The sequence below is a fragment of the Micromonospora zhanjiangensis genome (genome assembly GCF_042650605.1).
GTDB classification, from domain to species: domain Bacteria; phylum Actinomycetota; class Actinomycetes; order Mycobacteriales; family Micromonosporaceae; genus Micromonospora_J; species Micromonospora_J zhanjiangensis.
In genome coordinates this window covers 1-14,978 of sequence record NZ_JBHSBN010000001.1, presented here as the reverse complement: position 1 = coordinate 14,978, position 14,978 = coordinate 1, and the positions used below count along the sequence as shown (strand labels likewise).

Here is a 14,978-nt window from a genome sequence, read left to right as displayed (position 1 = left end):
GGTCCCCGTCGCCTCCGCTCCGGCGGGGACCCGTCCCGACAATCCCCTGGAGGCTCCCGTGGACTTCGATCTCACCCCGGAACAGGACCAGCTCCGCGACGCCGTCCGGGCCCTCGGCCGGCGCTACGGGCACGGCTACTTCGTCGACAAGGCCAAGACCGGCGGGCACACCACCGAGCTGTGGGACGAGGCCGGCCGGCTCGGCTACCTGGGCGTCAGCGTCCCCGCCGAGTACGGCGGGGGTGGTGGCGGGATCACCGAACTGGCCATCGTCTGCGAGGAGTTGGCCGCCGCCGGCTGCCCGCTGCTGCTGCTGGTCGTCTCCCCGGCCATCGCCGCGACGGTGATCGCCAGGCACGGCACCGAGGCACAGCGGGCGAGGTTCCTGCCCGGCTTCGCCGACGGGTCACTGAAGGTGGTCTTCGCGATCACCGAGCCGGAGGCCGGTTCCAACTTCCACCGGCTCGGCACGGTGGCCCGCCGGGACGGCGACGACTGGTTGCTGTCCGGCCGGAAGTGCTACATCTCCGGGGTCGACGAGGCGTCGTACGTGCTGGTGGTGGCGCGGATTGCGGTCGACGACGGACCGGCCGGCACCGCGGGGACGGCCGGGCAGCGGTTGAAGCCGGCGTTGTTCGTCGTGCCGACCGACGCGCCCGGGTTGGCGACATCCAAGCTGGACATGGAGATCCTCTCGCCGGAGAACCAGTTCCTGCTCTACCTCGACGACGTCCGGCTGCCGGCCGACGCGCTGGTCGGCGAGTCGCTGGACGCCGGCCTGCCGGCCCTGTTCTCCGGGCTGAACCCGGAACGGATCACGGTGGCCGCGATGGGCGCCGGCACCGGCCGGTACGCCGTCGAGCGGGCCGGCGAGTACACCGCCGGCCGCAAGGTGTGGGGCGGTCGGACCATCGGCTCGCACCAGGGGGTGGCGCACCCGCTCGCCCACGCGGCGATCCAGGTGGAACTGGCCCGGCTGATGGTCTACAAGGCGGCCACCCTGTACGACGCGGGTCGGGACCTGGAGGCCGGCGTCTGCGGCAACATGGCCAAGTACGCCGTCGGCGAGGCGACCACGCTGGCCGTGGACACCGCCATCCAGGTGCTCGGCGGAAACGGCATGACCACCGAGTACGGCGTCGCCACCCTGCTCGGCGCCGTCCGGGCCGGGCGGATCGCCCCGGTCAGCCGGGAGATGATCCTCAACTTCGTCGCCCAGCACGTCCTCGGACAGGAAAAGTCGTACTGACCGGAACCGGTACCGGCGAGGCGTCTCTCAGCCGGGCGGGATGGCCCGGCACGCGGCGTCGATCCGGGTCACCGGGCGGACCCGGCGACCGAGCCCTTCCAGCAGCGAGTCCTCGACGTGGAAGTCACGCACCCGCAGCCGGTGCCGGGGCAACTCCCCCTCGCTCGGGCAGAGCACCTGCGACTTCACCGTGTCGACCGGCACGTACCGCACGCCACCGCGTTCCTGGAGGATCACGGTGTCCACGTCGTCGACCGTGATGACATGGCCGCGGATGTCCTCGGTGCCGCCGCCGTCCGTGCGCACCGTGGTCACCGTCAACGGCAGGATCGGCGTGGTCAGCACCGGCACGGCCGCCCAGACCAGCAGCGCCAGCACGGCCGGCTGCGCGGTCACCGCCAACGTCCGCGCGACCAGCACGGGAACCGGCCCGGCGACGAAGGGGGCCAGCAGCGGCGGGACGGCAAGCAGGGCGACGACCAGGTACTCGTGCTGCCCGGCGGCGTCGGCCAGGGTGGGCAGGACCAACCACCCGTACGCCGCGAGCGGCACCACGACCAGCACGGTCCGCACGGCCGGGTGCTCGTGCAGGCGGCCGGGTGACACCTGGAAGGCGGCCACCAGCGCCGGCACCAGCAGCGGCAGGTAGAGGATCTTCCAGGTGGCCAGCGCCACCGCGAAGGTGGCCATCACCAGCCAGGTCGGGGTCATCTCCGACCAGCGGGCGAACAGGGGTCGACGCCGGGCGACCCGGCGGCCGGGAGCGTGGTCCGCGCTGACCGACAGCACCGCGCCGAGCGCGAAGATCACGACCAGGCCGGTGGAGACCAGCCGGGCGGCCGTGGTGAACAGCGCGGCCACCAGGTTGACCGGACCGACGTTGGCGACCAGGAGCAGAGTGGTCTGCAACTCGCCGCCGGCCTCCACGCCGAGCCGCAGGACCGAGAAGATCGCCGGTACGCCGACCACCAGCGTCCAGAACGACTGGCTCGCCCGGGCCCGACGGTCGGCCGGATCGTACCCGGGTCGCGCCTCGACGTCACCGGTGCCGGCCGGGTCGGGCGGGTGTCGTTGCTCGGGCAGGGTGCTCATCGGTTGGGCGACTTGTTGTCGAAGTCGACCAGGTCCGGCACATTCAGCGGGGGTGGCTGCGGCCGGTCCGCGTCCAGCCACGGCCCGAGGGTCTTGTTGTACGCCGTCAACCACGGACTGCTCTTGCCGTTCCGCCCCATCAGATAGCTCTTGTTGAGGAAGTACGCGACCAGGTCCCGCAGGTCCGGATCGGTGATCGGCACGCCGACGCCCAACGACTCGCTGGTGCCGAACGGCATGTCGACGATCTCGAACTCCTTCGGATACTGCGAGCGGAAGCCGGCCAGGATGGTCTCGTCGGAGCTGACCGTGTCGTACCTGCCCTGCCGGATACCGGCCACGCAGTCACCCACGGTCTTCACCACCAGCACCTTGATCTGGTGCTTCCCCAACTCCGCCTCGCTGGTCGAGCCGCCGCTGGTGCAGACCCGGTAGTTGCGCAGGTCCTCGATGGTGCGGATCTTCTCCTTCAGCCGGGTCGGTACCAGCGCCTCCTGGGTGGTGACGAAGTACGGACCGGCGAAACTCACCAGCTTGGCCCGCTCCTCGGTCATCGAGAAACTGGACACCACCAGGTCGACCCGGCCGCCCTGCAACGCCTGGATCCGGTCCTCGGTGGCGAGCGGTACGAACTGGAGCCCCTCGTCGCCGACGTAGCCGAGGGAGGCCGCGATGTACCGGGCGATCTCGATGTCGAAGCCCGCGTACACGCCGTTGGTCAGGGTGCCCATCAGCGGCTCGATGGTCGCCACGCCGATCTTGAGCTTGGGCTGTCCGTAGATGTGCGTCTTCTTCAGCTTCTCCTGCACCGACGGCAGTTGCGGCTTCTTCTGGCTGTCGCAGCTCGCGCCGGCCGCCAGGGTCAGCGACAGGACGACGGCGACGGCGGTGGCGACCGACCGGAGGCGCGTGGCTACGGGCGTCACGTTCATCGGCTGACCTCGGTCCGTCGAAACTGGAGCGGAATGAGCACCCAGCGTATTCGTTCGACGCCACTGCGGTGAACCCGGAACGGTCAGGTCGTGGGTTCCAGATCGAGCCGCCACTCGTCGCAGCGCAACTGCTTGTCCTTGGGAAACTCGAAGTCACACTCGCCGAGCGGTCTCGCCGCCCCACTCCCGCTCCCAGTAGCCCACGCTGCCGGCCGCCTCGCCGGCCGCCTCCACCCGGAACATCAGGCCGGTGCCGCGCTCGGCATCTCCAGCATCCGCCGACGCCGGCCGACGATGCGCTCGTCTGGTTCCGGGCCACCGAGGTGCAGCTTCATCTCCGGTTCGTTGATCCGCCGTTCCAGTTCCAGGTCGGCCGCCATCCACGGCATCGGACCTGTCCCATCGCCGCCCGTTCCGCCATCCTCGACTCCGATCCCGCCGGCCCGCGTCGGCCCGTCCGACGCGTCGCCGACGGACAGCAAAGCGCACGACACCGACAAGATCGAACGGTCCGAGGGTGGAGGGAATCCCCGCCATTCATGGCGGTGGAGAAAGTCAATCGCAGCCCGCACGGCCCAGGAAGTGAATCTGAGCGAACTCGCCAGGGCACTTTCCGTCGAGTTAACGAAGGACGCGGAGGACCCCGTCGGCGTCGGCGCTCTCGGCGTACCGGTGGAAGTCCACCCCGGACGCCGAGAGGGCGTCGTCAATGGCGATCAACGCGGCCGGAACGGCCCGGAAGGTGCGGCCCGGCTCGCGGTCCAGGTCGACCACCAGCACCGACAGCTCGGGGTCGGTCATCGTCCGCCGGTCGGCCACGAAGGCGTACGCGCAGTCCCGGTCGTCCCGCCCGACGGCGACCAGCTCCTCGACGGTCAGCCCGTCGTACTCCGGATCGCTGACGCAGTCCGGTCCCTCGCCATCGTCGGCCGCGCCGGCGACGGCCGCGCACAACGCCGCCCAGGCGGAGTCGGCGGAGAAGTCGGTACGCAGGATCGGCGCCCCGTACGTCACAGGCTGGCTCGTCACGCGGCTCACCCTACCGACCCCGGATCCGGCCGCTCGTCCGCCTCGGTCCGGTCCGGTCCGGACGGTCGATCGGCCTTACGGCCGAGCGCGAACGGTGGCCGGCGGGTCGGCGCCGGTCCGGCCGATCCTTCCGGGTCGGCCGGACCGGAGGGTCGTCAGATCAGCGGGACGATGACGTCGCCGCCCCAGTAGCCGGCGTTCTTGCCTTCGGAGCCGTAGTCCTTGACCGCGAGATGGTGCAGGGTGTTGTCGGCCGGGTCGTACACCGCCCACGTCTTGCCGTAGGACTTCTTACCCACCACCCAGTTGTCGTTGTAGCCGTAGATGACGAGGTAGTGCGCGGTGCCGATCGAGGCGTGCGGGTACCAGATGTTGCGGGACTTCACGACGATCATCGAGGGTGCGCCGTGATCGAGCCCGCGTTTCGCGGCGGTGTAGAGCTCGTTCGGACCGATGCCCGCCTTGTGGCCGTACCGGATGCTCTTGTTGTTCTTCTTCAACTGGGCGTTCAGTGCGGCGGTCGCATCGCTCGGCGCAGTGCCGAGGAACCCGGTGTGCATCTGGTCGGCCAGGGTCTTCTGCTGCTTGAACCTGAGACCGAAGGCGCTGAGCAACGTCTCGCCGGCGGCCGGGCCGCACCAGGTCGAGTCCTGCTGCGGGTGCTTGTCGATCGAGACGGAGTGCCAGACCCCGGCCTTCGCCTTCGCCTTGGCGCTGCTGAGCTGCACGGTGCCGATCAGCAGCCCGGTGACGGCCAGCGCGGCGACGGCCAGTCCGAGGAACCGCTTCGTGTACTCCGCTGAGCGCGGGAGAAACCTCATGATGCTCCCTTGAATCGGGTTGGGTGATGAACGTGCCGGGTCGATCGGCTGACCGGCGGTCCGGTTCGCCAGGTGATCGACAGGCAGACCAAGCTCAACCCGAGCGACAGCGTCCCACCAGGCCGGACGACGTACGGGACAGTCCGGAGCGCGGCGGGACCGCGGCCGGCGGCCCGGACGGCGGGTGGGACAGTCCGGTACCCGCCGACCCGGTCCCCGGTGCCCGGCCACGGGGTAGCCGACGAGTCGGGCGGGTGCGCCTCGGCCGGGCCGCGATCAGCAGCCCGACGGTCGGCTCGTCGTGCCGGAGACCGAGATCCGGCGGCCGGTCACCAGATCGCCGTCGACGTAGACGTCCAGCCGCCAGCCGGCGGTGGCGGAGGTCAGCCGGTGCTCGCCGCCGTACGCCAAGGGTGGGACGCTTCCCGAGAAGCTGGTCGACCCGTCGCCGCTGATCGGATATCCGTAGCTGGTGCCATTCCCGTGGTCGGCATAGCCGGTCGGGTCGTACCCCACGGAGGCGTTGTGCAGCCGCCCGGAGATGGTGAACGCCCAACTCCCGTCGCCGCGGCAGAAGGCGCTCGCCGAGGCCGTCAGGTACGCCTGGGCCGGCTGGGCCGCCGGGGCCGGATCCGATGACTTCGGGGTGGTCCGGCTGGCGCCGGTCCCATTGTTGGCGCCCGGTGTGGTGGACCGGACGGGACCGCGGGCCGGCCCGGCGGTCGCCGGTTTCGTGGTGCCCGGCGCGGCCGGCGAAGAACCGGACGGGACTACCGGCGGCAGTTCCTCCGTCGGTGGCGTCGGGGTGCCGATCGCGGTACCGCCGCCGGACTCCCCACCGTCCCGCAACGCCCGGACGGTGAACCCGATCGCGACCAGGACGAGCAGCAGCACCATCCCCACCGAGAGCACCCGCGCCGCCCAGCCGGCGCGGTACAGGATCGGCGGCAACAGCCAGCCGAAGCCAGCCGGCTTTGGCACGTCGTCGGCCGGGTCGTGCTGCCGGTGCCGGCCGACCGGCCGGTCCCGCCGCTCCCGCTTCGTCACGGCCGGGACGAGGTCGCGGTCCGACGCGACCGGGACAAGGTCGCGGTCCGACGCCGCCGGGACAAGGTCGCGGTCCGACGCGACCGGGACAAGGTCGCGGTCCGACGCCGCCGGGACAAGGTCGCGGTCCGACGCGACCGGGACAAGGTCGCGGTCCGACGCGTCAGCCCCGGTGACCGGCCGCGCGGCCTGGTCGGCGGTCGGCCCGATCGTTCCCGCCCCCGGCCGGTCGCGCTCCTCGCGCTCCTCGCGCTGGTCGTGCTGGTCGCGCTGGTCGGCCACGCCGGCGGCCGGAGCCGTCAGGTCGGACCCGGCGACGCTGAAGGCGGTCGGGTCGGAGCCGGCAGCGGTCGCCGCGGCCGGATCGGAGCCGGCGGCGACGGAGGCGGTCGGAGCCGGCTCCGGGACGTCGGTCGGCGGGGTGGTCGCCGGCCGGGCGGGCGGTACGGCGGTCGTGGCGGCGGGGGATTCGACCGCCGCGGCGATCCGGTCCCGGGCCGCGAGCCAGCCGTCCACGGCGGCCTCCCCGGCACCGCAGGCGCGGACCAGGGCGCGAACCAGATCCGGGCGGGGCAGCGTGCCCCGACCGAGGGCCGCCGCGACGGTGCTGTGCGGCAAGGCGTCGCCCACCGCTTCCGCCTGGCGCTGCAACTGCCGGTAGGTGAGTCCGGACCACTGCTTGAGCGCCCGGAGCGCGATCACGTAGCCAGCCGGCGTCGCCCCGTCGCCCGGTGGTCCGGGAAGCCCGCCGCCGTGTGCCGGTCGGACGGATTCCACCCCGTCGTCCCCCGCCACGTCGAAGTCTCCCTGTCGAGCCAGCAGATCCCTGGGCAACGGACTCTACCAATGTGGATCGTCCGGGACTGTCCCGTGGCAGGTGCCTGCCCGTCCGGATCCGGGCCGGACGGGCAGGGCGGTGCGCAAGCCGCGTCTTCGACCTCGGCCGACGCCGGAACGCAAGGGGAGGTTGAAAAAGGTTCATTGCAGGGGGCCAGCGCAGCCTGATCCGCCTCGGACAGGTCGGCGAACTCGGCCGGATCGCCGGACGGGAACGAGAACGGCCGCGTGACGTACACCCCGAGAGACCGCCGCCGCCCGGTCCGGCGCCGGAGGCCGGCGAACGGGCCTGGCGCTGGCGGCGGAACCGGCGGGTGCCCGGCCATCAGGCCGGGCACCCGGGGTGATCATCTCGTTCGGATCAGATCCCCGCCGCTCAAAGTGGTACCCCCTGACAGGACTTCCTGGCCGACCCGCCGGACCGCGTCGGGTCGGCACCACCCGCGTCGCGCAGCGCGGTGTCGCCGCTCCCGCTGGCCCGTCCCGGCTCCACCTGTCCCGGTTTGCCGTCGTCCGCCTTCGGGTCGATGATCACGATCCGGTTCGGGACGCTCCGGGTGTCCAACTCCGGGCACGCGGTCGCGGTGTCGCCTGCGTCTTTGCCGTCGTTGTCTCCGGCACACGCGTCGGCCGTCGGCCCTCCGTCGCGGTCGGGCTGACCCGCACCGTCCGGCTGCCCGTCCCCGGTCGGCGTGTCCGTCGTCGGCTTCCCATCGGCCGTCGGCTCCCCATCGCTGGTCGGCTCCCCATCGCTGGTCGGCTCGCCCTCGGCCACCGGCTCGCCATCGCCCGTCGAATCGTCCGTCGACGTCTCACCGTCACCCGTCGAATCGTCCGTCGACGTCCCATCGTCGCCCGTCGAATCGTCCGTCGACGTCCCATCGTCACTCGTCGGATCGTCCGTCGACGTCTCACCGTCACCCGTCGAATCGTCCGTCGACGTCTCACCGTCACCCGTCGAATCGTCCGTCGACGTCTCACCGTCACCCGTCGGCTGAGCGTCGCTCTTCGGCTCGCCGTCGGTCGGCTGCGCGTCGGGCTCGGCACAGGTATCGGTGGGTGCCTGCGTTGACGGGCCGTCCGCCGTGCCGCCGTCGTCGGTTGACGGTGGATCGGCGACCTTCTGGACGGCGGTCTTGTCGGGCTTGGGGCCGGCGACCTTGGCGACCGGGCGGACCGCCAACTTCTGCAGTTGCTTGAGCCGGGCCGGGGTCAGTTCCACCAGTTCGATGGTCGCCGACTTGGCCGCCTTGCCGCCGGGCTGCCCGCTCGAGAAGACCATCCGGCCGTAGCCGACGTAGATCCCGGTCCGGTTGATCTTCTTGGCGCTCGCGCCGAAATACAGCAGGTCTCCGGGCCGGCGGTCGCCGACCGGAACCGTCCACTTCCGCTGCGCCGCGTACCGGTACTCGGCGGCCGGCGCACGGTACGAGATCTTCAGCCCAGCCTTGGTGTACGCGTCGTACGTCAACCGGGCACAGCGGCGATCGTCCTGCTTCTTCGGCGTGCCCCAGACGCACTTCTTGCCGACCATCTCCTGGGCGTGGCACACCGCCTGCTGGTTCAATTCCCCCTTGCAGCCCGAGCTGGCGCTGGCCAGCCCGGCGGTCACCGCCACGCCACCGCCGATCGCCCCGAGCGCGAGCAGCAACGGCAACAGTTTCGCCACCATCCGCGACCTCATTGGAGCACCCCTCCGATCCCGGTGATCACGTAGATCGGCGTTACCGTGGAATCGGTCTCCTTGTCCTCCGGCTTCTTTGATCCGGACCGCTTGGGCTTCGGCGACTTCTCCTTCACCTTCGGTGACTTGACCTCCGGCGACTTTGTCTCCGGCGACTTGGTCTTCGGCGAGGTGGGTTCCGTACGCTTGGTGTCGGGCTTCGTCGCTTTGGTCTTGTGGGCCGCCTCCGGCCGGACCGCATAAGGCTTCATGTGGTCGCGGTAGTACTTGCTGAGGGTCACCTTTTTGACCTTCCCGGAAGTGCTGGAAGCGTGCACCATCTTGCCCTTTCCGGCATAGATGCCGACGTGGTCGATGCCATCGCCCTTCCAGTCGAAGAAGATGAGATCACCCGGTCGCAGTTTGCTGGTCGGAACGGTCAATTTTTTCTTGCGGCCGAACTCGTACTGGCCGGCCGCAGTCTGACGTCCCCAGTTCAGCCCGGCCTGCTTGTACGCGAAGTAGGTCAGGCCGGAGCAGTCGAAGACGCTCGGTCCCTCCGCACCCCAGACGTATCGGTCGCCGGTCTGCCGCTCCGCCTGGCAAACCGCCCGTTCGCCGAGATCGCCGCTGCAGGACCGGCTCGCCGCGCTGGCCAGACTTCCCACTGCGGCGATCGCGCCACCGATCACGAAGAGGGCGAGAAACAGCTTGATGATGGACGGAAGAGCCGGCCGGCGCCGGCCGTTCGTCGGATCGATTGGCTGCACAGCGTGCTCCCATAGGTCGTCGTGGTGAGCCATCAGTGCACCCCCGACCATCCTGTCCAGCCAGTGATTCCGCTGCTCGGAACTGTTTCGGACAAGCAACCCGGACTCGCTCGGACAGCGGCCGGGCGGGCCGGACTCCCGCCACCGGTCCGGGACAGGCCGATACACCGAAGCTCCTCGACAGACATCCGGCGGACAGCTTGCCTATTCGCCATGACGCGATTTCCCGCACTTGTCAGAAGGCATCCCGGTCAGACTTTCCTGCTGCTCGCCGCGCTACTGGTGATATCGAGCCTGATCGCCGGAATCGCCACGATCGGGCACGCCGCCAACAAGCGGCGGGTCTACCTCACCAAGTCGTGGCTCACCTACGAGACCTACATTCCGATGGCCTACCTGGACGCTCCCGAAGGACTGCCGCTCACCTGCGAGGGCGGCGCCGACTGGTGGTACTCCGGTGACAACCGGGGGCCCGGTTTCAACACGGGCAAGTACCGTACCCGAGTGGCGATCGAGTTCGACTTCTCGAAGAAAACGGCCCACGCCTACAAGGCGATCAGCCCCACCAAGCGGTACAAGAAGGTGAAGGGCAAGTTGGTGTACGACTCGGCTCGCACCGAGAGCACCAAGGGCATCACCCTGGTCGGCGTGAAGAGCACCGGATCCGTCGGCTCTGCGGCGATCCGGCACAGCGCGACCAATCCGTACTGCAGCCGGGTCGCCTCGATCGATTACGTCGCCTACGTGACGTTCCGGCAGAACGGAACGTACGAAATCCACGGCACGCATGACCAGATGCCCAATCACGAGGTGTACCGGCAGGACATCTATTCGGACGGACACACCAAGCTGACCAGGATCTTCACCCACCAGTACCTGAACCCGAACTGCCTCGCGGCCTTCACCTGCGACCGGCTGCCGTACAACTACGGCAGATAGCCTGCACCGGATGAGGACGGCCCGGTGTCGCCGAGCGGCGGCACCGGGCCGTTGCGTGCGAGACGTTCTCGTCCGATCGGGGGTCAGCGGCGTTCGAAGGTGAAGGTCTGCTCCGGGCCCCCGTAGCACTTGGTCTGGACCAGTTGGACCCCGTTGTCCCGACGGGCGTCGTAAATGCCGATGCAGTAGCCCGCCCCGGCCGCCGAGCGCATCCGGTACCCCCCGACGGGGGACTTGACCGGCTCCAGGCTGAACTTCTGGTCATTGCGGTCCTTACCGCAGTCGTCCCCGGCGATCAACAGACCGTCGCCCTGGGCACCGTAGTCGACGGTGGCGCAGCCGATCCCGTACTGCGGATGGTCGAGCTTGATCCGGTAGATGTTCCCGGAGACGTGTTCGAGGCTGGTCGGCGGACCGGCGGTCGAGCAGGTGTGCTGGCCGAGCACGGTCCTCGGCTTGGCGGTATAGAGCTCCGGCCCTTCGCCGACACACAGCCCGGTGTGCGCGAGATGAATCCGGTACGGTCCGGCGAGCGGCGCCGCGGCAGGTCGATTGGTCGGCGACGGCGCGCCAGTCGCCTTCGATCCGGTAGCCGCCGGTTTCGCCTGGGTGCGCGGGCTGGTCGGTGAACCGGTCGGCGTCTGCTTCGGCGCCTCACCGGGCTGATCCGACTCCTCGACCGACAGGCCCTGATCCTGCACGGCACCCTCGGGCGGGTGCGAGTCACGCACCGCCCGGGCGATCACCGCCACGGCGACCGCCGCCATTACCAGCACCAGTACGCCGGAGAGCACCCGGCTGGCCCAGCCGGTCCGGTACATGATCGGGGGCACCAGCCAGCGCAGTCCGGCCGGGCGCGGTACCTCGGTGGCGGGGTCGTGCCGGTGCATGCCGACCCACCCCTCCTTCTTCCGCCGCGCCGCCACCGACGCCAGCCGGCCCGAGGCGAAGACCGGCGCCGAGTTCCGGGCCTCGGCCCGGGTCACCGGCCGTTCCGGCGGGACCGGCGACTGAGCCGGAACCGGGCCCGGCTGTTCCGGACCGGGGCCGGCCACGGCCGGGAACCCGATCTCGGCCATCGGCGCGTCCGGACGGTCCGGACCGCCCGCCGCGGCCGGGCGCACGGTGTCGACCGCGGTCACCTCCGGGGCGGCCGCGGACCGTTCCTCGACGACCGGCACGCCCGGGGTCGGACTCTCGACGGCGGGCAGGTTCGGCAGGCTGGCCGCCGGCGGGGTCGGTCGGTGCTGGGCCACCGGGCGCGGGACATCCACGGCGGCCGGGGCGGGGAGGTCGGCAGGGTCCGGAGCGGAGCCACCGGCGGGTGGCTCGGGGACGGCCGGGGCACCCGGGACGGGGGTGTCCAGCGCGGCCTGCGCGGCCAGTCGTTTTCGGGCGGCCAGCCAGATCGTCACCGCCGTCTCGTCCTGGCCGCAGGCCCGCACGAAGGCGGCGACCAGCTCCTCGCGAGGCAGGGTGCCGCGGCTCAGCACGGCGGCGATGGTGCTGTGCGGGAGAGTGTCACCGGTCTTTCCGGCCCGGCGTTGGAGTTGCCGGTAGGTGAGTCCGGACCACTCCTTCAACGCCCGCATGACGCCGATGAACTCCGCCGGCGAGGACGCGTGGTCCGGCGCCGGAGCGATCCGACCGACGTCCCGCTCGGGCGGCGTCCCGCCCTCGGCCCGTGGTGCGGCCCCCGCATCACCCATTTCCGACCGATCCCCCGTCAGTGCACAGCAGAACGGGACCTGTCCCGTTTCGTCGAACAGTTCACCCCGGCGGCCGTCCAATGTAAAGACGTTCTCCACCCGCTGTCCAGGGCGGTACGGGACGGAACAGGACAGAGCCGGACGGCACGGGACGCGGTTCTGATCACCGCGTCGTCCGGGACTGTCCGGTACGGCGTCGTCGAAGCCGACGGGAAGCGACACCGGGACGGAGCAGCCGGCGGGAGGGAGACGCGGGAGGGGGACACCGGCCGGGCGGGACTTCGGTGGGAAACCCGGCCCGGTCAGCGGCCGAGGGTCGGACCGGCCAGGGCACCCGCGCCCTTACCGGCGAGGCAGCGGTAGGTGCGTTCACCGCCGGCCGTCGCCTCGGGCGTCGGCGGAAGCACCTCGAACTTCCAGTCCGCCGCGGCGGGCAGCCCGATGCTCTGCTTGAAGGTGCCGGCGCCGCAGACCAACCGCACCGCCGGCTCGGCCTTGACGGTCTGGTAGTCGTCGGCGGTCGCGGCGACCGGCAGGTCACCAGCGCGTAACTCTCCCAGGTGTGCCGGCCCGCGCACGGCACCCGGTCGGCCGAGGCGTGCGTGCCGCGCACCCGTACCTGCACCGACGGAACCCGGAACGGTCAGGTCGTTGGTTCCAGATCGAGCCGCCACTCGTTGCAGCGCAACTGATGGTCCTTGGGAAACTCGAAGTCGCACTCGCCGAGCAGCGTGAAACCGGCCTTTCGACACAGTGCGTTGGACGCGCCATTCGTGACCGAGGGATAGGCGAACACGTACCGGTGCCGGCCGTTCTCCCGCAGACCCGCGAGGACGGTCACCACGGCGGCACCGGCGATTCCCCGGCCCTGGAACTCCGGCAGCACGCTCCAACCCATCTCGTAGACGGTCTCGCCGCCCCACTCCCGCTCCCAGTAGCCCACGCTGCCGGCAACCTCGCCGGTCGGCGGCGCCTCCACCCGGAACATCAGGCCGGTGCCGCGCTCGGCCATCTCCAGCATCCGCCGGTGCCGGCCGACGATGCGCTCGTCCGGTTCTGGCCCGCCCAGGTGCAGCTTCATCTCCGGTACGTTGAACCGCCGTTCCAGTTCCAGGTCGGCCGCCGTCCACGGCACCAGTCGGACCTGTCCCGCCGCCGCCTGTTCCGCCATCCTCGACTCCGATCCCGCCCGCCCGCGTCGGCCCGCCCGACATGCACTACCGATCAGTCTGCTCTGGCGCAGCCGCCAGCCGCCCCAGAGCTAGGGCTCCGTCCCGGCAACAGCGTGGGAACTACCGAAGGACGCGGAGGACCCCGTCGGCGTCGATGCTCTCGGCGTACCGGTGGAAGTCCACCCCGGACGAGGACAGGTTGCCGTCGATCGCGATCAGCAGCGACGGAACGGCCCGGAAGGTGCGGCCCGGCTCGCGGTCCAGGTCGACCACCAGCACCGACAGCTCGGGGTCGGTCATCGTCCGCCGGTCGGCCACGAAGGCGTACGCGCAGTCCCGGTCGTCCCGCCCGACGGCGACCAGCTCCTCGACGGTCAGCCCGTCGTACTCCGGATCGCTGACGCAGTCCGGTCCCTCGCCATCGTCGGCCGCGCCGGCGACGGCCGCGCACAACGCCGCCCAGGCGGAGTCGGCGGAGAAGTCGGTGCGCAGGATCGGCGCCCCGTACGTCACAGGCTGGCTCGTCACGCGGTCACCCTACCGACCCCGATCCGTCCCCTCGTCCGGCCGGCCGGCGGTCCAGTCCGGATGGTCGGCCCGACGGCCGAGCGCAAGCAGGCGCAGGGTCCGCTCCCGCCGCCGGAGCAGGGCGACTCCGATCAGGAAGGTCAGTACGGGCGCCATGGCCATCGTCACCCACCGGTCGGCGCTCACGTAGCTCACGTCCCCGAGTTGGGCGTCGAGGAAGCCGGCTCCCCAGCTGTCGGCCGCCAGCACCGCCACCGGCACGGGCAGCAGGATCAACGCCATCCGGCGCCGGACCGGTCCCGGAACGCGCGCCACTGCCAGCAGGGCGCACAGGCCCGCGACGAGATACAGCAGCAGGTCGGGTACGAAGAAGACCCGGCCGTACAGTGCCAGCCCACCCGGCCAGGAGAAGGCGGTTCCGACGATCGTGGCGTCCCGGAACACGCCGGCAGCGAGCACCGCCACGGCAGCCACCCCGAAGAGCACCAGGCCACGTCCGCCGATGATCCGGGTGGCGACGACCCCGGCCGCCGGCACCGACAGCGCGGCTGCGGTGACCAACCCGAGGGCCACCGGCCACACCGCGTAGGAGGGTGCCATCGGGTTGGCCGGCAGGTACGTCACCACCGTCAGCGCCTGGGCGATCGCCACCGCCCAGCCGAGGACGGCCGCGGTCCGGCGCAGTCCCGTGGCCGCCGCGATGACCACGGCAAGGCAGGTCAGGACGCTCAGCCCGAGCTGGACGGACGGACCGGCCGGGCCGTTCGGCGGCGGCCAGTACGCGCCCGCGATGAGCGGGCCGGTCAGCCGCAGCAGCCGGTGCAACAGCAGCAGAGACGCACCGAGCAGGCCGACGGTGGCCGCCGCCTCGGCCCAGCTCCGGTCGCGAAAGCCGCGCAGCCCCGCGGCGAGCCGGGTACCCAGGCCGGACAGCACGAGGTCGGCGGCCTCCCCGACCGTGGGGCGTCGCTGCCCGGGCCGGGCGTCGGCCAACAGCACCCCGAGCATCTCGTCCTCGTACGCCCGCCGGTGTTCCCACGGTTGACGATCTCTCCGCCCTAAAGGACGGAGATTCCCTCCACGCTGCGCGTGGAACACGCGGCGTCCGGGTGGATTCCTGCTTCTCGGCGCGGTGCCGGCACGGGGTCCGGTCTTACCTGCGCTCCACAGGCGTTTGAGTTGTCCCAGCG

15 protein-coding genes are annotated in these 14,978 nt (G+C 71.0%); 2 read left to right on the top strand and 13 right to left on the bottom strand.

The genetic code is table 11. The features are described 5' to 3' along the window. The first annotated feature begins 58 nt into the window (after window positions 1-58). Window positions 59-1,249, top strand: a complete 1,191-nt coding sequence (locus tag ACFOX0_RS00075; protein WP_377541264.1) for an acyl-CoA dehydrogenase family protein — start codon at window positions 59-61, stop codon at window positions 1,247-1,249. Window positions 1,250-1,276: 27 nt separating this feature from the next. Here ACFOX0_RS00075 and ACFOX0_RS00070 read toward each other — a convergent pair whose 3' ends face one another. The 8 genes from ACFOX0_RS00070 to ACFOX0_RS00035 form a co-directional block, all read right to left on the bottom strand. Next, the gene (locus tag ACFOX0_RS00070) at window positions 1,277-2,341 is read right to left on the bottom strand and encodes a hypothetical protein (RefSeq protein ID WP_377541263.1); all 1,065 of its coding nucleotides are present in this window, start codon (window positions 2,339-2,341) and stop codon (window positions 1,277-1,279) included. Beyond that, complete coding sequence (locus tag ACFOX0_RS00065; RefSeq protein WP_377541262.1) at window positions 2,338-3,273, bottom strand: transporter substrate-binding domain-containing protein; 936 nt, start codon at window positions 3,271-3,273, stop codon at window positions 2,338-2,340. The genes ACFOX0_RS00070 and ACFOX0_RS00065 overlap by 4 nt, the downstream gene beginning before the upstream one ends. A gap of 242 nt (window positions 3,274-3,515) precedes the next feature. After that, a complete protein-coding gene (locus tag ACFOX0_RS00060; RefSeq protein WP_377541261.1) occupies window positions 3,516-3,653 on the bottom strand; it encodes a hypothetical protein in 138 nt (45 codons plus the stop codon). A gap of 241 nt (window positions 3,654-3,894) precedes the next feature. After that, window positions 3,895-4,302 (bottom strand): DUF6924 domain-containing protein, encoded by a 408-nt coding sequence (locus tag ACFOX0_RS00055; RefSeq protein WP_377541259.1) that lies wholly within the window; start codon window positions 4,300-4,302, stop codon window positions 3,895-3,897. A gap of 155 nt (window positions 4,303-4,457) precedes the next feature. Then, the gene (locus ACFOX0_RS00050) at window positions 4,458-5,123 is read right to left on the bottom strand and encodes a C39 family peptidase (RefSeq protein ID WP_377541258.1); all 666 of its coding nucleotides are present in this window, start codon (window positions 5,121-5,123) and stop codon (window positions 4,458-4,460) included. Between the two features lie 276 nt (window positions 5,124-5,399). Then, a complete protein-coding gene (locus ACFOX0_RS00045; protein ID WP_377541257.1) occupies window positions 5,400-6,965 on the bottom strand; it encodes a hypothetical protein in 1,566 nt (521 codons plus the stop codon). A 418-nt stretch (window positions 6,966-7,383) separates the two neighbouring features. After that, entirely contained in the window at window positions 7,384-8,679 is a 1,296-nt protein-coding gene (locus ACFOX0_RS00040; protein WP_377541256.1) for an NlpC/P60 family protein, read from the bottom strand. Window positions 8,680-8,687: 8 nt separating this feature from the next. After that, window positions 8,688-9,473: a C40 family peptidase gene (locus ACFOX0_RS00035; protein ID WP_377541255.1), complete on the bottom strand. Its 786-nt coding sequence runs from the start codon at window positions 9,471-9,473 to the stop codon at window positions 8,688-8,690. 180 nt (window positions 9,474-9,653) lie between these two features. Between ACFOX0_RS00035 and ACFOX0_RS00030 the strand changes: the two genes are divergently transcribed. Next, window positions 9,654-10,379 carry a DUF3238 domain-containing protein gene (locus tag ACFOX0_RS00030; RefSeq protein ID WP_377541254.1) on the top strand — a complete coding sequence of 242 codons (726 nt, stop codon included), beginning with the start codon at window positions 9,654-9,656 and terminating at the stop codon, window positions 10,377-10,379. An 83-nt stretch (window positions 10,380-10,462) separates the two neighbouring features. Here ACFOX0_RS00030 and ACFOX0_RS00025 read toward each other — a convergent pair whose 3' ends face one another. The 5 genes from ACFOX0_RS00025 to ACFOX0_RS00005 all read right to left on the bottom strand — a co-directional run bounded on the left by ACFOX0_RS00025 (window position 10,463) and on the right by ACFOX0_RS00005 (window position 14,796). Beyond that, window positions 10,463-12,088: a helix-turn-helix domain-containing protein gene (locus ACFOX0_RS00025; RefSeq protein WP_377541253.1), complete on the bottom strand. Its 1,626-nt coding sequence runs from the start codon at window positions 12,086-12,088 to the stop codon at window positions 10,463-10,465. Between the two features lie 302 nt (window positions 12,089-12,390). Next, window positions 12,391-12,666 carry a hypothetical protein gene (locus ACFOX0_RS00020; RefSeq protein WP_377541252.1) on the bottom strand — a complete coding sequence of 92 codons (276 nt, stop codon included), beginning with the start codon at window positions 12,664-12,666 and terminating at the stop codon, window positions 12,391-12,393. 65 nt (window positions 12,667-12,731) lie between these two features. Continuing rightward, window positions 12,732-13,259, bottom strand: coding sequence for a GNAT family N-acetyltransferase (locus tag ACFOX0_RS00015; RefSeq protein WP_377541251.1), 528 nt, complete (start codon window positions 13,257-13,259; stop codon window positions 12,732-12,734). A 121-nt stretch (window positions 13,260-13,380) separates the two neighbouring features. Then, the gene (locus ACFOX0_RS00010) at window positions 13,381-13,788 is read right to left on the bottom strand and encodes a DUF6924 domain-containing protein (protein ID WP_377541250.1); all 408 of its coding nucleotides are present in this window, start codon (window positions 13,786-13,788) and stop codon (window positions 13,381-13,383) included. A gap of 9 nt (window positions 13,789-13,797) precedes the next feature. Continuing rightward, the gene (locus tag ACFOX0_RS00005; protein WP_377541249.1) at window positions 13,798-14,796 is read right to left on the bottom strand and encodes a hypothetical protein; all 999 of its coding nucleotides are present in this window, start codon (window positions 14,794-14,796) and stop codon (window positions 13,798-13,800) included. Window positions 14,797-14,978 lie beyond the last annotated feature (182 nt).

Excerpts from the sequence above, each read along its gene's own strand:
- ACFOX0_RS00070 (WP_377541263.1), bottom strand. The coding sequence starts at position 2,341 with ATGAGCACCCTGCCCGAGCAACGACACCCGCCCGACCCGGCCGGCACC.
- ACFOX0_RS00065 (WP_377541262.1), bottom strand. The coding sequence starts at position 3,273 with ATGAACGTGACGCCCGTAGCCACGCGCCTCCGGTCGGTCGCCACCGCC.
- ACFOX0_RS00060 (WP_377541261.1), bottom strand. The coding sequence starts at position 3,653 with ATGGCGGCCGACCTGGAACTGGAACGGCGGATCAACGAACCGGAGATG.
- ACFOX0_RS00050 (WP_377541258.1), bottom strand. The coding sequence starts at position 5,123 with ATGAGGTTTCTCCCGCGCTCAGCGGAGTACACGAAGCGGTTCCTCGGA.
- ACFOX0_RS00040 (WP_377541256.1), bottom strand. The coding sequence starts at position 8,679 with ATGGTGGCGAAACTGTTGCCGTTGCTGCTCGCGCTCGGGGCGATCGGC.
- ACFOX0_RS00035 (WP_377541255.1), bottom strand. The coding sequence starts at position 9,473 with ATGGCTCACCACGACGACCTATGGGAGCACGCTGTGCAGCCAATCGAT.
- ACFOX0_RS00030 (WP_377541254.1), top strand. The coding sequence starts at position 9,654 with ATGACGCGATTTCCCGCACTTGTCAGAAGGCATCCCGGTCAGACTTTC.
- ACFOX0_RS00025 (WP_377541253.1), bottom strand. The coding sequence starts at position 12,088 with ATGGGTGATGCGGGGGCCGCACCACGGGCCGAGGGCGGGACGCCGCCC.
- ACFOX0_RS00015 (WP_377541251.1), bottom strand. The coding sequence starts at position 13,259 with ATGGCGGAACAGGCGGCGGCGGGACAGGTCCGACTGGTGCCGTGGACG.
- ACFOX0_RS00005 (WP_377541249.1), bottom strand. The coding sequence starts at position 14,796 with ATGCTCGGGGTGCTGTTGGCCGACGCCCGGCCCGGGCAGCGACGCCCC.